The 23,977-nt window shown below is 70.0% G+C and carries 22 protein-coding genes and 3 pseudogenes; 7 read left to right on the forward strand and 18 right to left on the reverse strand.

The annotated features are described in order from the left end of the window. The 6 genes and pseudogenes from SSBG_RS13625 to SSBG_RS13650 all read right to left on the reverse strand — a co-directional run. Positions 1-619 (reverse strand): annotated as a pseudogene (locus SSBG_RS13625) (hypothetical protein); the annotation flags it as partial. A gap of 77 nt (positions 620-696) precedes the next feature. Then, positions 697-957, reverse strand: a complete 261-nt coding sequence (locus SSBG_RS13630; RefSeq protein ID WP_234010516.1) for a hypothetical protein — start codon at positions 955-957, stop codon at positions 697-699. 64 nt (positions 958-1,021) lie between these two features. Next, a complete protein-coding gene (locus SSBG_RS13635; RefSeq protein WP_008746704.1) occupies positions 1,022-1,642 on the reverse strand; it encodes a GGDEF domain-containing protein in 621 nt (206 codons plus the stop codon). Next, complete coding sequence (locus SSBG_RS13640; RefSeq protein WP_037871438.1) at positions 1,639-2,679, reverse strand: DUF2637 domain-containing protein; 1,041 nt, start codon at positions 2,677-2,679, stop codon at positions 1,639-1,641. The genes SSBG_RS13635 and SSBG_RS13640 overlap by 4 nt, the downstream gene beginning before the upstream one ends. After that, positions 2,679-3,005, reverse strand: coding sequence for a hypothetical protein (locus SSBG_RS13645; RefSeq protein WP_037871439.1), 327 nt, complete (start codon positions 3,003-3,005; stop codon positions 2,679-2,681). The genes SSBG_RS13640 and SSBG_RS13645 overlap by 1 nt, the downstream gene beginning before the upstream one ends. After that, positions 3,002-3,268 carry a DUF6284 family protein gene (locus tag SSBG_RS13650; protein WP_008746707.1) on the reverse strand — a complete coding sequence of 89 codons (267 nt, stop codon included), beginning with the start codon at positions 3,266-3,268 and terminating at the stop codon, positions 3,002-3,004. Before SSBG_RS13650 ends, SSBG_RS13645 begins: the two co-directional genes overlap by 4 nt. 694 nt (positions 3,269-3,962) lie before the next feature. On the opposite strand from SSBG_RS13650, the gene SSBG_RS13655 reads away from it, so the two are divergent. Next, positions 3,963-5,090: a regulator gene (locus SSBG_RS13655; protein WP_078491480.1), complete on the forward strand. Its 1,128-nt coding sequence runs from the start codon at positions 3,963-3,965 to the stop codon at positions 5,088-5,090. Here SSBG_RS13655 and SSBG_RS13660 read toward each other — a convergent pair. The 6 genes and pseudogenes from SSBG_RS13660 to SSBG_RS31145 form a co-directional block, all read right to left on the reverse strand. Further along, positions 5,074-5,856 (reverse strand): NUDIX domain-containing protein, encoded by a 783-nt coding sequence (locus tag SSBG_RS13660; RefSeq protein ID WP_008746709.1) that lies wholly within the window; start codon positions 5,854-5,856, stop codon positions 5,074-5,076. The two genes, SSBG_RS13655 and SSBG_RS13660, sit on opposite strands and share 17 nt — an antisense overlap. A 243-nt stretch (positions 5,857-6,099) precedes the next feature. Continuing rightward, positions 6,100-7,149 carry an HNH endonuclease gene (locus SSBG_RS13665; protein WP_037869701.1) on the reverse strand — a complete coding sequence of 350 codons (1,050 nt, stop codon included), beginning with the start codon at positions 7,147-7,149 and terminating at the stop codon, positions 6,100-6,102. Between the two features lie 692 nt (positions 7,150-7,841). Beyond that, positions 7,842-8,650 (reverse strand): IS5 family transposase gene (locus SSBG_RS13670; RefSeq protein ID WP_106429290.1). Its coding sequence is split into 2 segments (ribosomal slippage): positions 7,842-8,302 and positions 8,302-8,650, totalling 810 coding nucleotides; the frame shifts between segments, so codons are not numbered across the junction. Between the two features lie 67 nt (positions 8,651-8,717). Further along, positions 8,718-9,467 carry an IS5/IS1182 family transposase gene (locus SSBG_RS13680; protein WP_008746711.1) on the reverse strand — a complete coding sequence of 250 codons (750 nt, stop codon included), beginning with the start codon at positions 9,465-9,467 and terminating at the stop codon, positions 8,718-8,720. A 298-nt stretch (positions 9,468-9,765) separates the two neighbouring features. Beyond that, positions 9,766-10,359, reverse strand: coding sequence for a TlpA family protein disulfide reductase (locus tag SSBG_RS31140; RefSeq protein ID WP_008746712.1), 594 nt, complete (start codon positions 10,357-10,359; stop codon positions 9,766-9,768). A 150-nt stretch (positions 10,360-10,509) separates the two neighbouring features. Beyond that, positions 10,510-10,752 (reverse strand): annotated as a pseudogene (locus tag SSBG_RS31145) (IS701 family transposase); the annotation flags it as partial. Positions 10,753-10,810: 58 nt separating this feature from the next. Here SSBG_RS31145 and SSBG_RS13685 point away from each other — a divergent pair. After that, positions 10,811-12,253 (forward strand): type I restriction enzyme subunit R domain-containing protein, encoded by a 1,443-nt coding sequence (locus tag SSBG_RS13685; protein WP_008746714.1) that lies wholly within the window; start codon positions 10,811-10,813, stop codon positions 12,251-12,253. A 92-nt stretch (positions 12,254-12,345) separates the two neighbouring features. Here SSBG_RS13685 and SSBG_RS13690 read toward each other — a convergent pair whose 3' ends face one another. The 3 genes from SSBG_RS13690 to SSBG_RS13700 form a co-directional block, all read right to left on the reverse strand. Then, entirely contained in the window at positions 12,346-14,106 is a 1,761-nt protein-coding gene (locus SSBG_RS13690) for a tyrosine-type recombinase/integrase (protein ID WP_037869703.1), read from the reverse strand. Next, positions 14,103-14,399: a helix-turn-helix domain-containing protein gene (locus SSBG_RS13695; protein ID WP_008746716.1), complete on the reverse strand. Its 297-nt coding sequence runs from the start codon at positions 14,397-14,399 to the stop codon at positions 14,103-14,105. Before SSBG_RS13695 ends, SSBG_RS13690 begins: the two co-directional genes overlap by 4 nt. A 171-nt stretch (positions 14,400-14,570) precedes the next feature. Continuing rightward, complete coding sequence (locus SSBG_RS13700) at positions 14,571-15,128, reverse strand: helix-turn-helix transcriptional regulator (protein WP_037871442.1); 558 nt, start codon at positions 15,126-15,128, stop codon at positions 14,571-14,573. Positions 15,129-16,085: 957 nt separating this feature from the next. On the opposite strand from SSBG_RS13700, the gene SSBG_RS13705 reads away from it, so the two are divergent. The 5 genes and pseudogenes from SSBG_RS13705 to SSBG_RS13725 all read left to right on the forward strand — a co-directional run bounded on the left by SSBG_RS13705 (position 16,086) and on the right by SSBG_RS13725 (position 21,112). Continuing rightward, positions 16,086-16,883, forward strand: a complete 798-nt coding sequence (locus SSBG_RS13705) for a DNA-binding protein (RefSeq protein WP_037869705.1) — start codon at positions 16,086-16,088, stop codon at positions 16,881-16,883. Between the two features lie 8 nt (positions 16,884-16,891). Then, positions 16,892-17,578 (forward strand): hypothetical protein, encoded by a 687-nt coding sequence (locus SSBG_RS13710; RefSeq protein WP_037871443.1) that lies wholly within the window; start codon positions 16,892-16,894, stop codon positions 17,576-17,578. Then, complete coding sequence (locus SSBG_RS13715; RefSeq protein WP_037869709.1) at positions 17,575-18,789, forward strand: hypothetical protein; 1,215 nt, start codon at positions 17,575-17,577, stop codon at positions 18,787-18,789. The genes SSBG_RS13710 and SSBG_RS13715 overlap by 4 nt, the downstream gene beginning before the upstream one ends. 19 nt (positions 18,790-18,808) lie before the next feature. Then, positions 18,809-19,411 carry a MobC family plasmid mobilization relaxosome protein gene (locus SSBG_RS36150; RefSeq protein WP_420790273.1) on the forward strand — a complete coding sequence of 201 codons (603 nt, stop codon included), beginning with the start codon at positions 18,809-18,811 and terminating at the stop codon, positions 19,409-19,411. After that, positions 19,408-21,112, forward strand: a pseudogene (locus SSBG_RS13725) (relaxase/mobilization nuclease domain-containing protein). Before SSBG_RS36150 ends, SSBG_RS13725 begins: the two are co-directional and overlap by 4 nt. 41 nt (positions 21,113-21,153) lie before the next feature. Here SSBG_RS13725 and SSBG_RS13730 read toward each other — a convergent pair. From SSBG_RS13730 to SSBG_RS13740, 3 genes are all read right to left on the reverse strand, one after another. Beyond that, on the reverse strand, positions 21,154-22,116 hold the full coding sequence (locus SSBG_RS13730) for an FAD-dependent oxidoreductase (RefSeq protein ID WP_008746721.1): 963 nt from the start codon (positions 22,114-22,116) through the stop codon (positions 21,154-21,156). Positions 22,117-22,463: 347 nt separating this feature from the next. After that, positions 22,464-22,940, reverse strand: a complete 477-nt coding sequence (locus SSBG_RS13735; RefSeq protein ID WP_008746722.1) for an NUDIX domain-containing protein — start codon at positions 22,938-22,940, stop codon at positions 22,464-22,466. 66 nt (positions 22,941-23,006) lie between these two features. Beyond that, complete coding sequence (locus SSBG_RS13740) at positions 23,007-23,942, reverse strand: FkbM family methyltransferase (protein WP_008746723.1); 936 nt, start codon at positions 23,940-23,942, stop codon at positions 23,007-23,009. Between the last annotated feature and the right edge of the window lie 35 nt (positions 23,943-23,977).

Raw genomic sequence — 23,977 nt, forward strand, 5'->3', positions numbered from 1 at the left:
GGGCGTCCGCGACGGCACGCCGGGCGTCCCGCAGCCCCGTACGGCGCTCTCCGCGCGTACCTCCGTCCGCTCGCTCGGCGGCACGGAGGGCCTTCACCTGCCGCAACCGCCCCCCGCCGCCCGTCACGGAGCGAGAGGAACCCGTGCCGGGGGACCTCAACGACTTCGCGCCCGCCGTCGAGGCGCCTCCGCCCTGCGCGCGGCGCTGAGTGGGCACGCGCGAGCCCCCGCCACGCCCGGAGGACGTGGACGGGTTGCGGGAACCGAGCGCGGGACGGGCGCTGTTGGTGCGCGCGGCCTGGCTGGCGGTGCGGGCCGCGGTGCGGCGCGCGGCCCGGCGGGTGCCGGGCTTCGCGCGGAAGGCGGCACGGGAGGCCGCGACGCCGAGGGCGGCAAGGCCGCTGGCCGCCACGGCCAGGCCGACCGGGCCGCCGGCGATGCTCGCCGCCGCGACGGTACTCACGACGGTGTTCGCGCCGGAGAAGGCGAGCGGCACCACGGGCCAGCCGCCCGGCGTGTGCTCCTCGGCGGACCCCGCCGCCGGGATCGGGGTAGGGGTGGCCTTTTCGGAAGGGGGCGCCACCTCGGAGACTTTCGGGGGCGCCACGGTGTCCGTCATGATGACTGCACTCCTTGGGAGTAGGCCCGGCCACGGTGCTGTGAGAGGTTGCGTGGCCGGGCTGCCTTGCGTGCGGGTCAGAGTTCGAAGAGGCCGTCCTGTTCCGGCACGGCGGAGGTGGCGGTCTTGCTCTGGGCGCGGCGGGCGTGGTCGCAGCAGTCCGGGCACCAGGCCCGCAGCTCCTCGGCGGAGAGCGTGACCGCGACACGAGCGGGGGTGAGGAGGTCGGCGGGGGCGGCGACGAGGCGGACGCGGCGACCGTGCTTGCTGGTCCAGCCGTCGTGCTCGGCCTCGCACCGCCCCTCACCCTTCTTGTGCGGGCCTGGTGCCCGGTGCACCAGCACCGGAAATCGTGCGCGGTGAGGACGGCACGATGGAGGGCCGAAGCGGCGAGGGGCGTACTCATGCCGCCACCCCCGCACGGCGTCCGCCCCGCCGGGCAGTGAGCCCGTGCCACAGGCGGCGGCCGAGCGGAGCGCGTACGGGCCCGTGCGCGGCGCGCTTGGCCTCGTACATCGCTTCGTCCGCGCGTTCCAGCAGCGAGGAGAGGTCCCCACCGGGGTGGTCGGCGGCCCGGACCCAGCCGAGCGAAACCGTCGTGGCGACCTCGGCCGGCTGCCCCTCGGCGGGCCGTGCGAGGACACCGTGGAGCAGGGCGAGGAGGTCAGCGGCGGTGCCGTCCCTGTCGAGCAGGACGGCGGCGAACTCGTCCCCGCCCAAGCGTCCGCACACCCCGTCCGCGCCGGTGGCGTGGTCGAGACGGCGGGCCACGGAGGCGAGGAGCGCGTCGCCGACGGCGTGGCCGTGGGTGTCGTTGATCCGCTTGAAGTGGTCGATGTCCGCGAGGACGACGACGGCCCGCCTGTCGCGCAGCAGACGGCGGGCGCGGCGGGTGAAGGCGTCGCGCGTCCACAGCCCGGTGAGCGGGTCACGGCGGGCGCGGGTGAGGCCCCGGCTCAGCACCGTCACGTGGGCGGCCCACCCGGCGAGCGGCACGAGGCCGAGGAGGTCGAGAGCGCTCATGCGGGCACCGCCTTGTTGTCGCGGTGCTCGGCGTAGCGGCTGGAGACCCAGCCCACCGACCACCCGCACGCGGCCACGGCCTCACGAATGGACAGGCCGGTCTCGAAGGCGAGCGCCACCACGCGGCGGGCCTCGTCCTCGCCGAGCTTCTCGGAGACCGGGGCGGCGTCGAGGAGGGCAGCGCGTTCACGCTCACGGCGCATGTGTTCACGGCGCTCGTCCTCCTGCTCACGAAGCGCCTTCTCGCGGCGCTCGCGCTCGGCCTTCTCGCGGGCCTCGCGGGCGGCCTGTTCACGGGCGCGTTCCTGGTGTTCACGCTCGCGTTCACGGCGTTCACGCTCGGCCCGCTCACCCGCCGTCCGCTCCGCCTCTCGGCGGGCTTCCTCGGCCGCTCGGCGCTCCTCCCGCTCGGCCTGTTCACGGGCTAGGGCGGCTTCATGCTCGCGCTGTTCACGGGCGAGCTGAGCCGCGTGCTCGCGCTCTTCGCGGCGGCGGCGCTCCTCGCGCTCCTCCCGCGCCTCACCCTCACGAGCACGCCGCTCAGCGTCCTCACGAGAGCGCTGCGCGGCCCGCTCGCGCTCCGCCGTCTGGCGCTTGTCCAGGTCGTCCAGGGCGCGGGTAATGGCCCGCCGGTAGGCAAGACCGGTCTCCGCGGTGACGATGAGCAGCAGCGGCGCGACCGCGTGCACGGCCACTCCCACCAGGTCTTTCGCCAGCGCGGAAGCCGTCGTGTTCAGCGCCAGGGTCATCGCGCCGGTCATCCACCGCAGCACCACCGGCCACCGCCCGCCCTGTCCGCCCAAGCGGGCGAGGACGGAATCGAGGCGGACGACGATGACGACAGCGGCGTCCACCACGAGGGGCAGGATCGGAGCCGTCCACCGCCACGACGGGGCCGTGTGGTCCGCCATCAACGGCGTGACCGTGAGAACCGAGTAGAGCATCGCGCCGGACACGATCAGCCACGTCCCGACCGACAACGCACGCTCGGCCGAACGCACGTGAACACCCCGCGCGGAGGCGTGGACACTGTCCATCACGCGGCCCTCCCGGCGAGTTCCTCCCGGACGGGCAGGGCGAGGTACCCGATCAGCTCGACGGTCGCACCGGCATACGCCGTGCACACCGTGAGCGCCCCGCCGTCCACCCCCCACCGCCGCAGTACGACCGTGGCCGGGTCCGCGTCCAGAGCCTCACGCCATGCCTCGAAGTCGGCGGCGTCGTCGTGGAAGTCAAGCCGCAAGCGGTCCGGGTAGATGGGGCTCACGCTCGCCGTGGGCGCGGGAAGCTCCGGGTGGTCGAGCACCAGCAGTCGCAGCGCGGTCAGCGCCGCGCCCAAGTCCTCCAGACGGATGCCACTCACGCCGCACCGCCCGCCCACCGCCCGAAGGCGACGTTCGCCAGAACGGCCCGCTCCCGCAGCACCCGCCGCCGGGCCCGCCGCAGCCGGGCCGCGTCCAGCTCGGACAGCGGGCGGTCGAGCGTGAGGATCTGCGCGTCGAGGAGGTCAACGTCCGCGAGGATCGCGGGCAGTTCCTCCTCGATCGCCGCCAGCTCGGCGGCGGTCGGCTCCAGCCAGTCAGCGAACGCCGTAACGGCGTCCTGAACAGTAACGATGTGATCCATGGGTCGTGATCTCCCTGGTAGGTGGCAACGGCCCGAACAGAGCCCCCGGAGGTGCAACTCCGGGGGCTCACGCCGTTGGGGGTCGGAACTCCGGCTCCCTGCGCTCCTCCTCGTACCGCCACGCGGACAGGACGAGGAGGAGAGGCAGCCGGCCGCCGCGACCGGAACGCTGTGAGTGCGGCGGGATGACGCGAAGGGCGCTACCGCTCGTACCGGTCCAGTACGAGCGACGCCCGAGGCAATCGACGCGGTGGGTACATCCGGCCCCCTTGGGGAGCCGGGACGGGGAAGGTGGTGCGGTCTCTTCGGGAGCGCGCTCCCGTTTCAGGCACATGAGACGTGACCTTTCGGTCTCAGCCCTCGGGTGAATGCAAAGGACCCCGGCGCCCTCGGCCCGCTCTGTCCCGGGCCCCTTGGCGAACCGCAGAGCAGTCCGCCCCGCACCAGAGAGACCGGTCAATGACCCGCCATCTGGTGCGCACCAATAGATTGCATCTGGTGCGCACCAGAGTCAAGCGGATCGGCCGGAGAGTCCGGCCCAGCTTCGCTTGGTGCCCTTCCAGGAGACCTGCGGGGGCGGGGGTTCCGGAAGATTGGATCGGTTAACAACCGGCCTGTTAGGGGCTGTTGACCTGCGAGGTTGTGCGCCATGCTGTTTAGTGAAGACTCGGACGGCAGGCTCGGAGGTGAGGGCATGAGCGCTGGGCTTCGTACCGCGCGCACGGCTCGCGGCTGGTCGCAGGAACGGCTCGTGCGTGAAATCGAGCGGTACGCCAGACAGCACCTCGTGGACGTGGCTTCGATGCCGAGCCTTCGGGTCTACGTCTCCGAGTGGGAGAACGGGAAGCGCGCCATCTCGGATCGGTACGCGGCGATCTTGCGGCCCCTCCTCGGTGCTACAGACGCAGAGTTGCGGGGAGCGCCCGCCATGGCGCCGCCATCCGCAGACGGGTACGACGATCTGTTGAACCGGATCGATGCCGCCGCGAGCGTGGGCGGCTCGATGGTGGAGACGTTCAACGCTCAGACCGAGCTATTCAGGTCGATGGACCGCCAGATGGGCGCTTCCGGCCTCGTAGACCAGATGACAGGGCATCTTTCGGCGCTGCAAGAGGCGTTGAGCTTCGCGGTCCTTCCGAGTGCGCGTCGGCCCGTAGCTCTGGCGCTCGCTGGCGCGTCAACCCTCGCCGCGTGGCAGGCCATTGACGCAGGAGCCATCGAGCGGGCGTGGCGCCACTACGAGACGGCCAAGCACGCGGCGAGGGACGCCGAGGAGCCCATGTACCTGGCGCACGCCATGGGCGAGCAGGCGTACGTACTGTGCGAAGCAGGGCGACCCGCCCTCGCCGCCGAGTTGGTGCAGGACGCCAGGCGGACGGCGGGCGAGGCCGCGTCCCCGCGTCTGCGGGCATGGCTGTACGCCGCCGAGGCGGAGATGCACGCGTACGCCGGGCAAGGCGACGCCTGCAAAAGGGCGTTCGACGCGGCCTTGCGCCTTATCCCGGAGGGAACCGACGCGCGGGACCCCGACATGGTGAGCATCTTCTTGAACGGCGCGCATCTCACCCGCTGGCACGGCAACGTGCTCGCGCTCCTCGGCGAGGACGACGCCGTATCGAGCCTCTACGCGGCCTTGAAGGTCATGGACCCGAGCTTCGTCCGCGCGCGGGCCGGACTCCTCGCGGACCTGGCCCACGCGCACATCGTGCGGGGCGACTACGAGGAGGCGCGCCCCCACCTGCGCGAGGCGCGCCTCCTCGCGAGCCGTACGGGCTCCGCCCGCCAGCGCCGCCGAATCGAGAAGCTCACCGAGAGGACGTGAGTCCGGGCCGGTTCGCGAGCACGTGCAGCAGGGCGACGAGCGTGCCCGCGCCCATAAGGTCGCCGCGCGCCATGAGGCCCGGCACGTCGCTCAGCGGCACCCACTCGATGTGCCCAGCCTCCTCGGCGTCGGTCGGTTCCCCGACGCGCTCGGCCCCGCGCGCGAGGAAGACCTCATGCGGCGAGTCCACCATGCCGACCATGGGCTGAAAGGTGACGACGTGCTCCAGGTCGCGCGGGCGCCACCCGGTCTCTTCCAGCACTTCCCGGGCGGCAGCCTCGGCGGCGGTCTCGCCCTCGTCCACGATCCCGCCGGGCAGCTCCCAGCCGAAGCGCTGCGGTACGAAGCGGTACCGCCACATCATCAACACGCGGTCCCGGTCGTCCAGGACGGCGGTCACGGCAACGTGCTGGAGCCGCACGACGTGATGTTCGAACCGCTCGACGCCGGGCGGCTCGACGTCCCAGAGCTGGAGCTTGACCCACTCGTTGTCGTAGACGTCGCGCTCACCGTGGATACGCCACGGCTCGACGTCATGCGGCTGCTCGACGCTCACGGCGCCGGGCGCGCGGTATGAGCTGCGCCCGTACACCTCAAGCGCACCCTCGGAGACAAGCCGCGCGAGCACCTGCCGCAGCGCGGTGCGCCCGATCCCCAGTTCCTCGCTCAGCTTCCGTTCCGAGGGCAGCTTGTCGCCAGCGCCGTACTCGCCACCCGACAGACGCCCCCGCAGCGTCTCGTAGACCTTGCTCGTCTTGGGTCCCATACGCGGCGCACACTCCGTTCGGCCATGGTGCACACCAGCGTAACGGGCCTCGTTCATGCTGCCTCCGGACGTTCGTACTCATGGTTCCTCATGGGCTCGTGGCTGGCAGTCTCGGCGCGGCAACAACCGAGGGCACCCCAGCTGACGACGGGGTGCCCTCGACGGGACTCGGATCTGTGCCCTTCGATCCTTAGCTCTAGCTGGATTGGGCAGCGGTGGTCACACCGGCAGCTACGAGGCTTGTTACTTGTCCGCGGTCCTCGCGACTGGGCGCTGCCGCGGCAGGCCCTCTTCCTGCATACCAGCCCTATCCAAAACCACCAGTCGCAACTCGGCAGGCGTGGGCCAGGGCGCACTGCGATGAATCATTCGGTGGCAGTTCGAGCAGATCAGCGCGAGGTCCGCCAGCCTCGTGGTTCCTTCGCCCGCCTCATGGAGCGGCACTACGTGGTGGCATTCGATGTAGCCGTCACCACGCTCCCCGTAGAACTTCCCGAAGTCGAAGCCGCACGCCTCGCACGAGAGCGCGCCTCCTTGTTTCAGGACTGACGCGATCTTCTTCTTGCGCAGTCCCTTGTTACGTTCGCGGGTGCGGTGGCGCCGGTAGAGGACGCGCCCCTCGGGCGCGCCGACGTCGTCGTCCTGGTCCTCATCCTCGTTGAGGGGTGCTGGCTGGAGTTCACCGGATCGCAGTCCTGCACGAATCAGCTCAGCAGCCTGCGCCATTTCTGCCGGCCGTTCCAGGAAGTCCTGCAACACCTCACGGTCCAGCTGTCCGCCATTTGTGGGTTTGCCTTGATAGTCAGGATGAAAGCTGGCGATGTTGTGTGTCTTTAGGGCCGCTCCGTTGCGGTTTCGGTACTCAGCCGAGCGTTGCTCCGGCGGGTAGGCGCCGAGGAGTTGCAGGAGGTCGGACAGCTCTCCGATCCGTGGATCCGCAGAGGAGACCCCCCGCCAGCCGTTCCGAGCTACGACATCGCACGCAAGGATCAGCTCGTCACGGGCCCACTTCGGGCTCCGCGGAACCCCGATCTGGAAGCCTTCACGCTTAAGCCAGTCCACCGCATGTCCCACCCCGCCGCTGAACTCGTCCCATTTCAGCGTCCTCCCATGGGAATACTTGTGGGCTACCCCGGCGACTGCCTTCGATTCGTACTCTTTGCCCTCGTGCAAGATGAGAAACTTCCGGGCAGGCTTGAAGCCGTACAGGCTGAGGAACGACTCCGCTCCCAGGTCGTCGTACTCCTGCAAGGTCTTCAGGATGTCGTCGCGCGAGATGGCCCCTTTTTCCATGAGCTGAGCCTACGCGGCGAGTCTGACAACGCCCCTCACCTCGCGCCTACTCGGATTGCTTGCGGACACGCTCCGGTCTCAGTCGTGGTCTCAATTTTGGACTGTTCCGGAGACGGCCGTCCCCGTCCGTACGTCTCCGAGCGCGGGCCAGAGCTGCGGCGAACTCAGTTGCTCGGAGGCTCTCAGGCACCCCTGCAATCCGAACGGACAACTTGTGAAGCGTGGGTCGTCGCTTCCTGCGAGCGGCTGCGACACGCTGGCTTCTCCAGTCGGCTGCTTCCGTCCGCACTGGTCTCGTAGACCGGGCGCAGTTGCCGCCGCTTGTCCTGTTCTTTGTCCAGTACGCCACCGACCGCAGCCGTTCGTACGCGTTCACTCCCCGCGCTTGACCTGCCCCTTGAACGCGCCCGAACACGCCCGGACGGCTGGATGCACAGTTGGAAAGCGTGTTGGGGGCAACCCCTCACGAGTTCGAATCTCGTATCCTCCGCCAGTGCCTCACCGGGCACATTGTCGAAGGGCCCCACCGTTCGCGGTGGGGCCCTTCGACGTATCTGGTCTCAGTTTTGGTCTCAGTTGGCGGGGCGGACAGCCATGGGCACCCACGAACCGGCTTCGCCGGCGCTCTGCGGCATCGCTCCGCGGCAACGTGTGCATGGCCCCCAGCCCAAGTCGGCGCTTTAGAAGTCATCTCATTTGGTGAGTCTGCGGTAGCAGATGAGGGTGCAGGCGATGCTGGTGAAGGCGAGGAAGTGGTCGGCTTTGCGTTCGTAGCGTCGGTGGAGTCGTCGGCAGCCGGCGAGCCAGGACATGGTGCGTTCGATGGTCCAGCGGTGTCGGCCGAGTCGCTGCGAGGTCTCGACGCCTTTGCGGGCGATGCGATGCCGGATTCCGCGTCCGGACAGCCATTGCCGCAGGTGGCGGTAGTCGTATCCCTTGTCGGCGTGGAGCTTTCCGGGTCGGCGTCGACGGGGGCCCCGGCGGGAGCTGATAGGCGGTATGCCCTTCACGAGCGGGATAAGGGCTTGGCTGTCGTGGACGTTGGCACCGGAGATTGCGACGGATATGGGCAGACCGGTCCGCTCGGTGATCAGGTGGATCTTCGACCCGTACTTGCCCCGGTCGACAGGATTCGGACCTGTCAGGTCCCCCTTTTCAAGGCCCGCATGTTCACCGAGTCGATCGCGCACCGCGACCAGTCCAGCTCCCCGCGCGTACCGAGCTCGTCGAGGACCAGGCGGTGGAGCTTGGCCCACACCCTGGCCTTCGACCACTCCGAGAACCGCCGGTGGGCAGTCGCTCCGGACGGGCCGAACGACGCCGAAGGCAGCTGCTGCCAGGTACAACCCGACGTGGCCACGAAGACGATCGCGGCCAGCACTTCCCGGTCACCGTGCCGACGCCGACCACCACCCTGCGGCCGCGACGGCGCCTCAGGCACCACCCGCTGGAACAACTGCCACAATTCGTCCGGCACCAGCCGCTCAACAAGCCCCACCATGACTCATAGACTACCGAGTCACCCAAATGAGATGGCTTCTTAAACCGGCCAGCAGCAATGAGCGTTTTCAGCGTTGACTCTCCAGGGTGAGGACGGCTTTGGCGATGACGCTCATGCGGTTGGGACTGATGCGGGATCTGCGGAAGATCTGCCAGGACTTCAGTCGTGCCATGCCTCGTTCGACAGGTGCCCGGGCCGCGGACAGGGCCCGGTTCTCGGTCCGCTCGGTAAGGGTGAGTTCACCGCCCGGCGGACGGCGCTTGGCGGTGGTGACCCAGCCGCCTGCACCGATGTAGGCCATGTCGGCGAGGATCGGGACGCCCTGGCGCTCGCAGATCCGGAGAATCTTGTGCGTGCGGGCTGCCGTCAGATCGTGGGTGCGGCCCGGCAGTGTCGGCGACAGCCACAAAATCTCTCCGGCCGGGTCCGTGACTACCTGCACGTTCACGCCGTGCCGCTTGTGTTTCGCCGAGTAGTCCGCCCTGCCGTCACCGACGCGGTCGCACTCGACGAGCGTGCCGTCCAGGAGAACGAAGTCCGGATCGTGCACGCGCAGCGTCTTGAGCAGGCCCGGTGCCTGCTCGGCGAGTAGGTCGGTGACCGACGCGACGTAGGAGTGGGCGGTGCCGACGGATATCCCGAAGGCTGCGGCGATGCGGGCGAGGGTTTCGTGGCGGCGCAGGTACACGAGTGCGACCAGCGCACGGCGGTGCGGCGGGAGTTTGCACCGCCGGTCACCCTCGCGGGTGACGATGAGCATCGTGACCCACTCGACCAGGGCGTGAGGCAGGTCGAGTGCGGCAGGATACGGAACCAACAGGGCTCCTGTGCTGCTGAGTTGAGACGTCGAACACCTCACTCAACGGCACGGGAGCCCTGTCCGTTGCGTACCTCAACGTCACGCCGTCCCATCACCCGATCAGTAGCCACGCTGAAAACGCTCAATCACCACGCCAACGACAGGGGCCCTCCTGGCCACGAGACCCGCTGACCAGTCCATTTCACCCTCCCGCGCAGAGGAAAGAGGTGAAGTGGATTGCTCAGAAACGCGGAGGGCGTGACCATATCCGACATGCGAAAAGTCATCTACTCGTGACCAGAAGGTAGAACCAATTTTAGGCAAGCAGGGGATCAAGCATTGACTTGAGCTTTGCCGTGCTTACTGCCCCGATAGCGCGGGCGGCAATCTTCCCATCACGATCCAGGACGATGGTCGTGGGAATTGATTGCGGATTCAATGTGCCGGGAGGGAAGGCGTTTAGAATAATCCGCCCCGAGGGGTCAAAGAAGCTCGGATATTTGATTTTATAGGTTTTTTCGAATCCCAGGGGAAGGGAGGTGTTATCGTCCCTTGTATTGATTCCGATGAAGTCAACTTGTTTATTCTTGTATTCCGTGGCGACTTTTGTGAGATTCGACGCCTCGGCGCGGCATGGGGGACACCATGACCCCCACACATTCAGTACGACGATGCTGTCTCTATAGCCTGCAAGGTCGAGGGGCTTGCCCTGAAGTGATTTGCCAGTGATTTCGATAGGTTTGCCGCGCTTTGCTTTTGGGACGGTAGAAACGCCAGAATCGCCGGCCACAAAGCCAATCTGTGATGATCCAGAACCTGAGCTGGAACTGCAAGCAGCCAGAGAGAGGCAGCAAATCGTCAAAGCGACAGAAAGCAAGCGAGAGCGCGGGGCGATCGACTTCATGGTCATAGTCTGGCATAGATACCATTGCGAGCTGTCACCGACCTATCCGTAGACGGACGGCTTAGTACTCCAGCAGCGGTTCGTGTCCTGAGCTGCGTTTTTGGTAGTGGCAGCGGCGGGCGGTGGCTTGGTGGTGTCTTCTCCAGGCTGACCACTTCAGTGCGTGGGTGACTGGGTCGGGGTGGGGTCGGGGGCGGGGAAGGAGAGTGTCCAGGAGGCGTCTGATTTCTGCCACGGTGAGCGGGGCGAGAGAGGTTCGTTTCCAAAGCCCCCTTTTTCGGGCTCGTCGGCGGCTTGGGCTGCGAGTGAGGTCAGGACGGCGTGGGCGAGCATGGCCAGGGTGATGTGCCGGTACCAGCCGACGTAGCGGCGGACCTCGTACTCGTCCAGGCCGCACTCCGGCACCTACCGCAACGGCCTCAAAGCACAGGTCGTCGCCTACAACCGTGAGCTGGCCGTGGCATACACGGACAAGATCAACGAGCTGCTGACAAGCTACGAGGCATCGCAGGTGTTTGCCGAGGTCGGCAAGCACGAGCGGATCACCGCCGAGGTGAACATCCACGTCTCGGACGCCAAGTCCGAGGACCCTGCTATGCGGCCTTATCGGCTCTCCGAGGTCGACGAGGAAGCCCAGAAACGGCGGTTCCTTTCTCCTGACGATCCACTGTGCTTCCTGGTCGTGACGGCGAAACTGATGACCGGGTTCGACGCCCCCAACGAAGGCGTCCTCTACCTGGACAAGCCGATGAAGGCTCACAATCTGTTCCAGACGATCACCCGCCCGAACCGCACCTGGGTGTCCCCCACCGGGTTCGTGAAGACCACCGGCATCGTCGTGGACTACATCAGCCTGGCGGAAGAGGTCCAGCGTGCTGTCGCCGACCCGACCTCAGAGGGATCCGCGGACAAGGGCGGAGGGTTCGTCACCGACCTGACCGCGCTGGTCGCCGAGTTCCGTACGATCTTCGCCCGCATCGAAGACCTCTTGGCAGAGGTGGACGGCCTCGATCTCACTGCCCACGGATACGAGTCGGTACGTGCCATCAACGGCTTTCTGGACGCGAACTCTGACGCCGCCGAGGTCTTCAGCAAGGACTACCGACTCTTGGCCCGCCTGTACCCGCTCATCAACACGGACAAGCGAGTCGCCAAGTATGAAGGTGGGTTCGGGCTCTTCGGGTCCGCCTACACGACCTTGTTCAAGAAGTCCTCCGACGAGGAGCGGAAGGAGCGGCTCCGCGGACTGGGGCCGATGGTCCTGGAGATCATCAACGCCCACGTCCACTCCTTCTCGGTAGCTGCCTCGCAGGAGGAACCTCTCGTCCTGGATGCCCAGGGCATCTCGATCCTCAAGGAACTGCTGGCCCTCGTCCGTCCCAAGCCTGGCACTGACGACGGCGAGGAAAAGAGACCCCCCTCCGCGGCGGAGATCCTGGATCACATCAAGGCGGCCCTTGACAGAGGTGTCGAACCGGGGTCGGCGAAGTACACCGCCTTGTCCGAGCGGATAAGGCAGCTGCGGGACAGGATCATCCAGAATGCCCACGACGCAATGGAGTTCTTGGCCGAAGCGCTCCGAGTCGCCCAAGCAGTCGTGCACGCTGAGAAGCACCCTGAGGAAGCCGTGGTGCTGGACGATGACCACGTGGGCGTCTTGTCACGGATCATCCACGACCACGCTCCGCCCGGCCTCACCGTCACGGAGCGAAACCTGGCTGAGGAAATCGACCAGGTCGTCAAGCGCACCCTCGCCCGGTCCTGGGACAACGCCGAGGCTCGCAACCGCGGGGTCCGCCGTGCCGCGGCGGCCGTCTTCCGCCGGTACATGCTGAAGCCGGTGGGGGAGCCGTACAGCTCCACCGTCGCCTACATCGAAGCTCACTACCTCGTCGACTGAGGGAGCGCGATGGCCCGACGGGCGCCTCTTGCCCGTCGGGCCATCGCTCTTCTCACGGGCTCGGCCGCCTCCCGGGGGTGGGACCGCAGGCGTCACCAGTCATCCGTGTCGCCGTACCTTCCGGGGTTCCGGGCGCGGTCCACAGCCTGTGCACACGCCTCGACGAAGGCGGCGTTGACGGCTGCCTCGTCCGTGCCTCGTACCTGGGCTTCGACTTCTTGCTGCGGGCCACGCCGTCGAGCAGTCCGCCACGTGGACCGCTTGGTGGTGTAACGGTCCGTCTCGAAGTCCCAGGCCGGCACGGACCACTGGTCCGGAGCAGCTGTCGCCGCTCGGTCGCCTCCGGGCAGGAAACGTGCTTGAGCGTGGTAGATCACTGCCCTGTCCGGTACGTGATCCCGGACAGCGCGCCCGTCGCTCGCGCCCTCCTGCTCCCAGTGCGAACGGTCCCACTCCTCAATCTCTGCCGTGTGGTCGGGCCAGTCGTCGCTCCATCGAGCGACCACCGTGGCCGCGTGCTCCCGGCGCCTGAACGCGACGCGCCGTTCGCCGAGGTGGGCGACGTAGACCGCGAGTGCGGCAGGCACGGGACTGCGGCTGCTGTCCAGCTGCGTGGTGGTCGTCTCGGGAGCCCACAACAGCCCACCGATCTTCGCGGCCGTGTCCCGGAGGACGCGGCTGGTCAGGTGCTGGTAGCGGCGGCGCATCCGGGCGGACTTGCCGGGCTCCCAGCCCATGATGGCGTCGACAACTGCGTCGGAGACGCCGAGGATGAGCAGCACTGTGGCGGCCGTGTGACGGGCGTCGTGGAGACGGGCGTCTCGGACGCCTGCGGCTTTCAGCAGCTCCTTCCACTTGTGGTAGTCCGTGTTCGGGTTCAGGGGCTCGCCGGTCGGCGAGGTAAAGACGTACCCCTTCTCCGTCCAGAGGTCGCGGGCCAGGGATCGTTCCTGCGCCTGACGCTCGCGGTGTTCGCGGAGGAGCTGGAGTAGCTCGTCGGGGACGCCGGTTGGACGCTGACCGGCCCGTGACTTGGCGCTCTTCGTCTCACGGCGAATGTTGATCTTCTGGGGGCAGAAGCCGGGCTTGCGTTCGCAGCGGTCGCCGCAGCCGTGCTTGTAGCGGGGACGCAGACGGCCTCGCCGTACGCGGATGACGCCGAGTTCGAAGTCGACGTCATCCCACTGCATTCCGAGGGCTTCGCCCTGACGCAGGCCGAGGGCGAGCGCGATGACCCAGCGGGCCGTGTTGCGGTGCTTGCCCGCTTCGGCCAGGAGTCGTCGTACCTCCTCGACGGTGTACGGCTCGACCTCCTCCTCTTCGACCTTGGGCGCCTTCGCCACCGAGGCCGGGTTCGAGATCAGGTGGCGGCGACGTACGGCCTCGTTCAAGGCGGTGCGCAAGGTGCGGTGAGCCTGGTGCGCGGTGGCTGCGGCGCTGCCGTTGGCCTGCATCTTCTTGTAGAAGCGCTCCAGGTGCTCCGGGTCGAGCTTTTCCAGACGGTGGGCGCCGAGGCCGGGAATGAGGTGGTGGTAGACGGCGACCCGGTAGCCGTCGATCGTGTTCTCCGAGACGTGGGCGGCGGCGATGTTCTCGACCCAGTGGGTCAGCCACGTCTGCACGGTCCAGGACTGGCCGGCCTTGGGCACGGATCCCCTGTCGCGCTGGCGCTCTAGCTCGCGCACGACCTTGGTGACTTCGGCGCGGGTCTTGCGGCTGACGTGGCGTCGGTCGGCGGTGCCGTCGTCTTTCACGCCGACGGTGACACGGCCGTGCCAACGACCGTCTTTACCGCGGTAAACGGTGGAGGCGCCGTTGGGCTGCCTGGTCTTCGTGGTGGATTCGCGCGTCACGCGGCGGCGCCGAAGTCGCTCGCCGATACCCGGCGGGCCAGGAATTCGTTCACTGCCTCGGCGGGGATACGGCGCAGGCTGCCGATCTTCACGGAGGTGATCTCGCCTGAGGTGACGTACTCGTAGAGCTTCGTACGGCCGATGCCGATCCGGCGAGCGGCTTCGGTGACGGTGAGGGCGGCGAGGGTCGTGTCGGGGGCCGAGCGGCGTTCGTCCATCAGGCGGCGAAGGCCGTCCTCGGGGACGCCCAGAAGCCGGGCTATCTCGGACACAGGCAGGGGGGACTGAGGCATGGAGGTGCTCCTCGCGCCACGGCGGCAGGGCCTCGGGGAGCGGCAACTCCCGTTGGCCCGGCCGCGGCGTTTTCTTTCAGGGATGGATGGGGCGGTGGATACCCGCGGACGACGTGAGTCGTCGCGCGCGGGCCTCGCGGCGTTCGTAGCGCCGTGAAGGGCAGAGTAGACCTAATCTGCGGCCGGGGGTTCTTGCCGATTCCGCAGGTGGGCCCGGTTCCGTAGGTGGGCCCGGGAAGGGTGCAGATTGCGCCGCGCGGCCCGCTCTTCGCGTTGCATGAGTTCGTCGAGCTGTCCTCTTTGTTCGGGGCCTTTGTCCCCGTAGGCGTTGAGTTCCGCGTCGATTTCGTGCAGGTGCATCTGGTTGCGGTCGATCGCCGCCCGTAGCTGGCGATACTCCAAGGTCATCTGGACGTACTCGCTGACCAGCTGTCGAATACGAGGCGTGGCCAGCTCTCCCGGGGGGCCGGTCAGGTCCTGCATCGTGAGGTCGAAGACCTTGCAGAAGCCGAGGGCCTCATCGAGATTGACCCGCCGACGGGGCTTGCCGCTCTCGATACGCCAGATCGCTGACTGGTTGATCGGGTGGCCGACGGCAGCCATCTCCTCGGCGAGTTTCACCGTGCTCCAGCCGCGCGTCTCACGTTCGATCTTCACGCGCGCGGCGACATGGTCCTCCGGCTCAGGGCGTCCAGGGCCGGCCCGTTGCGCGCCTTCTTCGCTGCTCATCACACCCCTCACGTGTCACGACGCCCACGAGCACCAGCGTCGTCAACTAAAGCTCGTTGCGGATCGAAATGCAAGCCATTGCGCGGCCGAAAATGTGGGCTATGGTCGTAGCCAACCGCACGACGGCGGACGACCTCCGCGCACGCAAACGGCCCCGGTGCTACGAACACCGGGGCCGACGTAGAGGCTCCACCGCACAACCATCCATCCCTGAACGATCAAAGCCGGAGGCCGGGGTTGCCGCCCCGTATTGGCCTGCCGGGTGAGGAGCTCCGTGGACCAGAGTACGTGCATGCCTTCCCAGGTGCCATCTCACTACGAAGAGGGTTGCCCCTCGGCAGAAGCCCCGCTCGATGGAGACGCCGAGCGCGCGGCGCGGCACTTCCCAGGGGCCTCGGCGGCAAGTTCCCTCTCCTTGCCCGACGCCGATGACGCGCTCAGCGCGGCCCGCGAAGTGCGGACAGCGCTCGCCGCACCGCACTCCGACCGGGAGGCCGCTCTCCGGCGGGTGTGCGCGGGATTCACCACCACGATCAGTCCACGCAGCGCGGCGCGTCTCGCGGCTCACCTCTCGCTCTCCGGCTGACTCAGGCAGCCCAGCGCCGCCCCGAGGCCTTCGCCCCCTCACCCGCCATCACCGATGCCCAGGCAGGCTCAGGCCGTCGTGTGGCTCCAGATCATCTTCATCAGCTGACGAACCGGGTCACGACGTCAGCCGGGGCTCCGAGACCTGTTCGCCGTGAGCTGTGGGGTTTCTCGGCGTAGTAGTGGATCTTCGCGCGAGGGTGTGGCTGTGTTGGTGTGGGGCCCGGGACGCCGGGTGCCGACAGCCCTCTGGTCTGCGGATACGTAGCCGCCGTCCACCCCTTGGGCGATGCCGCCCCCACCCCCCTGATCTTCGCGCGAGCCCGTACGCGGGCCGTCGCGCCTGCCTGCCCTGCCGAAGGAGCCGCCCCGATGAGCCACGACGCCCGCGAGTGGGTGTGGGAGCACAGCACCAGCAAGGGGACCGCCCGCCTGGTCCTCGCCCTGATCGCCGACCGCTGCTGCGACGGCCGGTGTGTCGCGTACGCGTCCGTGCCGAGCCTCATGAAGCGCGCCAACGCCTCCCGTACGGCCGTGCGCGCAGCCCTCGCGAAGCTCGTCGCCGCTGGTGAGCTGGAGCAGATCGCGGGGCGCAAGGGGCCGCGCGGCGAGACGTACTACCGCCTGCCGCTGGCCGCGACCGGACCCGAGCAGCCGTCGAGGGCCGGGGAATCGGCCCCGCCCTCCTCCGGTCCGGAACACGAACCGGTCGAGGGTGCGGATCGCGACCCGGGGGCACGGATAACGGCCCCCTCGGGGAGCGGATTCCGGCCCGCTGGGGGTGCGTTTTCCGGCCCCCAGAACCGTAGTGAACCGAAGGTGAACGGTAGGTACAGCAGCAGTCCCGCCCCGATCCCCGCCGCTCAGTGGGAGACCGACGCCGCCTCCCGGGAGTGGTCCCGCCGGGCCGGGCACCTCGCCCGCCTCGGTGAGGCGGGGCTGCGCGCCGCCGACGACAAATGGCGCGCCTACCGGGTGACCAGCACGCCCCGCCCGGCCGCCGCCTGGGCTGCCGACTGGCGTGCGTGGATCGCCCGAGAACACACCCCCGCCCCGCCGCAGCCCACCCCGGCCCTCGGTGGCGCACGGCCCGCCACCGGCATGACCCGAGCCGATGCCCACCTGCAAGCCCTCCTCGACGCCCTCGCCGAACCGACAGGAACGGAGTGACCGCCACCATGGAACGCAACGAGATCGCCGCAGTCCTCGCCTACCTCGGCCGCCTCGACCCCCGCACCATCCGCACGGACCCGGGTGAGACCCGCGACCAGCTCGCCCAGTGGCACGAGCTGCTGCACGACATACCCTTCACCACCGGCCAGGGCTGGGACGTCCGCGAGACGGTGCGCGCGCAGGTGCTCGCCTCGCCGTACCCGCCGCTGCCCGTGGACATCGCCCGCGCCTGGCGCGCGCACCGCCGCGACCGTCTCGACCGGCACACCGATCCGACCCCGGCCGCCGACCCCGACGACACGGCCGCGTGGCAGGCCGAACTGGCCCGTACGCGGGGGGCCGTGGCGGCCGGTGAGGCCGCCCCCGCGTCGCATCGGCAGCTCACGAGCGGGGGCCCGCACCGCGACGTCGCGGCTCGTCTCGGCTCCGTCGGGTCCCGCATCCCCGCCGAGGCGCGGGCCGCGCTCGCTCCGTACCGCCCGGCCCGTACCGCGCGGGAGGCGGCCGTATGGGAGGGGCTCCCGGACGCGCTCGGCGTCCCGTGCCCGTGGTGCCGGGCGCGGGCGGGCGAGGCGTGCCGCAGCCGCCGGGTCAGCCCGGACGGGCGGGCGCGGGGCAACGCACGCCGGGCCACCCCGCACCCGACGCGCCGCGACCTCGCCGTGGCGCGCGGCGAGCGGGAGGCGGCGTGACCAACCCGCTCGGAACCGCGCCGCTCGCGGTCGGCGGAGTGCTCGTCGCGGTCGCCCTCCTCGCCGCCGGCCGTCTCCGGCGAGTCCGTACGGGCGGGCGCGGCACGGTCGCGGTGAAGGTCGCCGCGCTCGCCGCCGCGTGCTGCACCGCGTACAGCGCGGACACGAGCTGGCGGTTCGCGGCGCACCACCTCGACATGCGGGACGGTGTTGAGCGGACGGTGATGTTCGGCGCCGCCGAGCTCGCGCTGTTCGCGATGGCGCTGCTGGCGCGGCAGAACCTGCACGGGCCGAGGCGGGCGGCCGGGCTGCCCGGGGTCCTGGTGTGGGTGATCACCGCCGTGCAGACACTTCCCGCGTACGCCGAGTCCGGGCCTGTCGGGGGTACGGTGCGGGCCTTCGTCGGACCCGTGATGGCCGCCGTGCTCTGGCACTCGGCGATGGGCATCGAGCTCCGGCACCGCGCGCCCGACGCCGCGTCGCGCGGGCTGGGCGCGGTCCTCGTACGGCAGGGGCGTGAGCGGCTGCTGGCCCGGCTCGGGATCGTCGAGCAGGACCGGGGAGCCGAGCAGATCGTCCAGGACCGGGCGGCGCGGCGGGCCGTCGCCCTGGCCGCCCGGCTCTCGGAGATGCCGCCCGGGCGGAGGGCGAGGCGGTCCGGGCGGCGCGTGGTCCGCCGCTTGTCGCGGGCGCTCGCACGGGCGGGGATCGACGCCGATCCCACCCGCGACGGGCAGTTCCTCCGGCAGCTCGCGACCCGCCGTCAGGCCGCTGATCTGGCGACCGTCGACCTGCCCGCGCGTTGGGCGGGGACGGGCGGGCGGCCCGGCCCCACGCAGGTGAGCACAGCCGGGCGGGCAGCGGACGGGCCTCGGGAGCACCCGGGCGGAGCGCCCTTTCAGCCTGTCGCCCGCCCGGAAACAGCCCGGCCCGACGACACCGTCCGCCCGGAGAAGCCGGACGGGCGTGGCGGGACGCGTCCGCCCGCCACCGGTACGGCTCCCGAGCCTCACCGCTCCCCGGGCCGCAAGCCCCGCGCCTCAGACGACCACCTGCGCCGCGTCGCCCACGAGATCCACGCCGCGCGGGGCCGCCTGTCCCGCGACCTCCTGGAGAAGGCCGTGCGCGAGGCCGGATACAGCGTCGCCAGCGACCACGCGGGCGAGATCGTCCGCCAGCTCAAGGCCGAACTGAAACGCCCCACCGACTGAACCCCCTTGAAGGAGCGCCATGCACCAGCAGCACCGCGACACCCCCGCCCCGTCCAAGCAGCCGCAGTCGTCCACCGACCGTTCAGGCGGAGCAAGTTGTAGGTTCGGACACTCCCCCGTGGGGGGCGCGTCCGAACCAGAGCCCGCCCCAGGGGTGGCGGGCCCGCTCCCGCGCCAGGGGGCACGGGAGGCGGCGACCGAGGGCGGTGCGCGGCGGGGAGGGCGCCGGGCCAAGGCCCGTATCCGCGAGCGCGAGCAGCGCCGCGCGCACAGCGTCCGCCTCAGCGCGTCCGAACTCGCGGCCGTCAGCACGGCGGCAGAAACGGTCGGGATGAGCGTGGCCGGATTCCTCGCGCACAGCGGCCTCGCCGCCGCCAGCGACCTCGACCGCACCGCCGCCACCATCGCCGACCGACGCGACACCCTGACCGCACTCTTCAGCCTGCAACGCCAGCTCGGCCACATCGGCAACAACCTCAACCAGGTCGCCCACGCCCTGAACAGCGGCGTCTACCCGACCGGCGTGGAGACCACCCTCACCGCCGTCCGCCAGGCCGCCGAGGGGATAAGGCGGCTGACCGCCCGCATGACCGGCCCGGACGCGGGCGGGCCGGCCCGGTGATCCCGTCCCTCCACAAGCAGGGCCGCGACACGGCCCGCCTCCTCGCCTACCTCTACGGGCCGGGCCGCCGCGAGGAGCACACCGACCCGCACCTCGTCGCCTCCTTCGACCACCAAGCCCCCGACCCCGGCCGTGACCCGGACACCACCCGCGCCGACCTCGCCCGCCTCCTCGACGAGCCGCTGCACCTCCTGCCCGCCGACACCCGCCCCGCCGGCCACGTCTGGCACGCCTCCGTACGCGCCGCCCCCGAAGACAGGACCCTCACGGACGCCGAGTGGGCCGACATCGCGCGCCGCGTCGTCGCCGCCACTGGCATCGACCCCGGCGACGGCGCGGGCTGCCGCTGGGCAGCCGTCCGCCACGCCGACGACCACATCCACCTCGTCGCGACCCTCGTACGCGAGGACGGCCGCCGCCCCCGCCACCACCTCTCCGCCAAGCGCGCGCAGACCGAGTGCCGCGCCATCGAGAAGGACTACGGGCTGCGCCGCGTGAGGACGGGCGACGGCACCGCCGCGAAGCGCCCCACTCCCGCCGAACAGCACAAGGCCGCCCGCAGGAACCGTGACCGCACACCCCGCGAAGAGCTCCGCCAAGCCGTCCGGAGCGCCGTCGCGGGCGCGTCCAGCGACGCGGAGTTCTTCCGCCGCCTCTCCGAGGCCGGCCTGCGCGTCCGCACGCGCGTCGCCCCCCTCGGGCGACGTCATCGGCTACACCGTCGCCCAGCCCGGCGACCGCAACGGCAAGAACGAACCTGTCTGGTACTCCGGCTCCAAGCTCGCCCCCGACCTCTCCCTCCCGCGCATCCGCGCCCGCTGGGCCGCGCCGGAGAGTACGCGGCGGACGGATCTCCCCGTGACCAACGGCCCCGCGCTCGCACGCCGCCGCACCATGACCGCCGCCTGGGAAGCGCTCCTCGTCATCGACCACGGAGAGGACACCGTGGTCGCCGCGCACGTCGCCGCCACCGGAGAAGTCCTCGACGCCCTCGCCCAGACCTCTGCCGCGCACACCCGCCAGCACCTACGCGCCGCCGCGACCGCCTACGAACGCGCCTCCCGCTCCCACATCCGCGCCGCCCACGGCCACAGCCAAGCGCTGCGCCGAGCGGCCCGCGACCTCGTCCACAGCGGCCCGGCCTTCGGCCGGGGCGAGGAGGGAGCCGCCACAGCGATGGCGCTGGACATGCTCGTCTTCCTGGTCACCGCCGCAGCCCGCTGGCACGCGACCAAGCACCACGAGCAGCAAGCCGAAGCGGCCCATCGGGCCGCTGAGCACCTGCGCGCCGCCTACCGAACGGCCGCCGCCGCACCGCTTGCCCGCCTCCACAAGAACGGCACCGTGCTCACCCCCACCCAGCGCCGCCACCACGCCGCCACCCTCCACAACGCCCTCCCGGAACTCGCCGACCGCGTCCTCGCCGAGCCAGGCTGGCCCGCGCTTGCGGCGACCCTCGACGAGGTGCGACGCGGGGGCGGCGATCCGCGCGCCCTGCTCCGCAAGGCGGCGGCGCGACGCGAGCTGGACTCGGCCAAGGACGTCAGCGACGTCCTGCTCTGGCGCATACGGCACTTGGGCGCATTGTCAGCCGACGCGCCCAAGGCTCCCGCCCGTAAGACTCGTCGCGCCGCCAGCTCCACCCCACCCGAGGGAGCCCCGGCCCTCGCTCCCGCGCCCAGCCGCACACGGCACCGCTGAAACCATCGGCTGGAGTCATCACCGACACGGAGTCCCAGAGATCACGGCGCCCCGCGCCCACGGCTCACCAAGTCGAGCACCTTCCCCGCGCACCCCCACGACAACGTCACCCCCGCGCCCCCGTGCCCGTAGTTGTGCACGACCCGCGCCCCGCCCGTCGCCCGCTCCTCCTCCACGCGCACGGCGGCGCGGGTCGGCCTGGCTCCGACCCGGTGCTCCAGAACGCGCGCCCCGGCCAGTCGCGGCTCGACCTCCGCGCACCGGGCCAGAATCCCGGCCGCCGCCTCGTCGTCGCCCGCGAGGCCACCCTCGCCATCCACTGCCGTACCGCCCAACACAACTGTCTTCCCGTGGGGGTAGAAGCACAGCAGCTCCGACGAGGTTCCCGTGTCCTCCGAGAAGAACTCCGTCAGGCCCGGGTTCTCGACCACGACGTGCTGACCGCGAATCGGCCGTAGATCAGCGTCCGGGGTCAGCTCCCGCGCCCCCATCCCCGAGCAGTTCACGATCACGTCGGCCGGTCCCGCCTGCGCGAGCGAGGTCACGCGCCGCTGCTCGACCGTCCCTCCGGCCGCCTCCAGCCGGCGTAGCAAGTACCCCAGGTAGACGGGCATGTCGATCAGCGGGACGGTGAACCGGTATCCGGCCGTGAACCCCGGCGGCAGCTCGGCCGGCCCGCACGACCGGTAGTCCGGCAGCGTCGTCGCCCACTCCGGTGGAGCCTCCGCCGTACGCGATGCCTCGACGCCGCTCGTCAGCCGTACGCCCGTCGCCGGGTCGCCCGCCAGCTCCCGGAAGACCTCCAGCGACCGTCGGCTCCACTCGTCCACCTTGGCCTTCGGCTCGACCAGGTACGGGCCCCACATCGCCCCCGCCGCCAACGACGTGACCCCCGGGATCTCCTCGGCCACCACGTGCACCGCCAGTCCCGCCTCCGCGAGAACGATCGCGGTGGTGAGCCCGGCGACGCCCGCTCCGACGACGACGCGCCTACGTTGTGTCACGTCTACGGCTCCCCAAGCTCTGCGGATTCCGGCCCGGCGCCGCACCGCGCCCCCTCGGAGTACCCCAGGTTGGTTCCATTCTCCGCCCGGCCTGCCCGGCTCGGGTGTTCTCCGGCAGCCGTCCCGGGCTCCGCAACGCCACCGCCGACCGCATCGTCGAGCGAGTCCAGGCTGCCCGAGTTCACGACAGCAGCCCCCCGCAGGCCACGCCCCCACACACACCCGCCGTGCCGACCGGCGCCAAGGACCGCCAGCGCCCCTGCACGCCGACGCTGACACCCAACGGAGGACCGACTGAATCTCCGAGCGCGAGCATGGCGAAAGGACTTGGTGGGGCCCGCCTCCGCCTACTGCGCGGTGACCGGCCATCCGTGGCGAACGAACGAGGGACCTCCCTCGTGGTAGGCGGCCAGTGCCTGCGCGGAGGTCGGGAACGCCGGTTCGGGGAAACAATCTGCCGCCACCCACCGGGCGGCCAGATGCTTGTCCGGCTCGGTGTTGGTCAGTTCGCCGGTCCACTTCTCGGTGGCGAAGACGAAGAGGACGAACTGCCCGGCCTGGTCAAAGCCCTGCTCTACGTGAATGACCTGGACGAGTACGAGATCGGCCGGGTCGACGAGCAGGCCGGTCTCCTCCTCAAGTTCGCGTGCGGCGGACTCGTCCAAGGACTCACCGGGCTCGGCCTTGCCGCCGGGGAGGGTCCAGGCGGGCTGCGGAGACCAGTTGCGGGCGGCGTAGAGCACGGCGGCGATCGTGCGGTTGTTCCGGTCGTGGACGATCACGCTGACCACGTTGCGGCTGTTCATGACGTTGGTGGTGGTCACGGTGCCACTCCTTGGTGAAGTGCCTGAGGATTCCGGTGGTCCGGGGAACTGAGACTGGCTCCGCAGCTAGGACAGCCTGGTCGCTCGGCGCCCGAGCGTGAGCCGGGCGGCGTCGGTGCGCGAGAAGACGAGGTCGGTCATGTGCTTCGGGGGCTCGGCGCACCGGACGGGCGACTTCGGTCGGCGCATGGCTCGGGGGTACGTGGCCGGGTCGTAGTCGTTGGTGAGCGTGTACGGGTGGAAGCCGTGCTCGCGCAGGGTGGCGATGATGCCGGTGGCGCTCTCTCCCTGCTTGGCCAGGAGCTTGGGGGTGACTTCCACGACCAGCTCCACGTCCGCACGCAGATGGGGCAGTGCGGGCCGCAGCCCCCTGACCGCCGCTGCCTCGGCGCCCTCGACGTCGATCTTGATGACTCGGGCGGTGGCGAGCTCGGTCTGGTCGAGGAGTTCGGTGAGTGGTGCGGCCGGCACGGCGAAGGTGGAGTGGAAGTGGCGGGGCTGGGTGGCGGTGGTGTGGCCGAGGTTGGCCGGGTCCTCCAGGTACAGGGCCAGCGTGCCGGTGTGGTCGGTGGCGGCGGCGCGGACGGGGCGGATGTTGGTCCGGTGGTTGGCGGTGGCCGCGCTGGTGAGGTCGTCGTAGAACTGCGGGGTGGGCTCGATGGCGACGACTCGGCCGGTCGGTCCGACCGTGTGGGAGGCCAGGAGGCTGAACGCGCCGCGGTGAGCCCCGACATCGATGAAGGTGTCCCCCGGCCGCAGGCGGTCGCGCAGAAATGCGCTCAGGTTCGGCTCCCACTCGCCGAAGAGGTACTGGTAGCGCTGGATGACGTCGCTGGTGGTGACGGTGACCAGGTCACCCGAGCGCAACCGGGCCTTGGTGTCGAGCGGACGGGTTCGCAGGTGGTCGTCGAGGAAGCGGTCGACGAGCTGGGCCTTGCCGATCGTTCCGGGAGTGTGGCGGACGTAGGCCCGCAGCAGGCGGGCGAGTGCGGAGGCGGGCACGCGTGTGCTCCTTCAGGTGGCGGAGAGGGCGGAAG

It is taken from the genome of Streptomyces sp. SPB074, from assembly GCF_000154905.1.
In the GTDB taxonomy this organism is placed as follows: domain Bacteria; phylum Actinomycetota; class Actinomycetes; order Streptomycetales; family Streptomycetaceae; genus Streptomyces.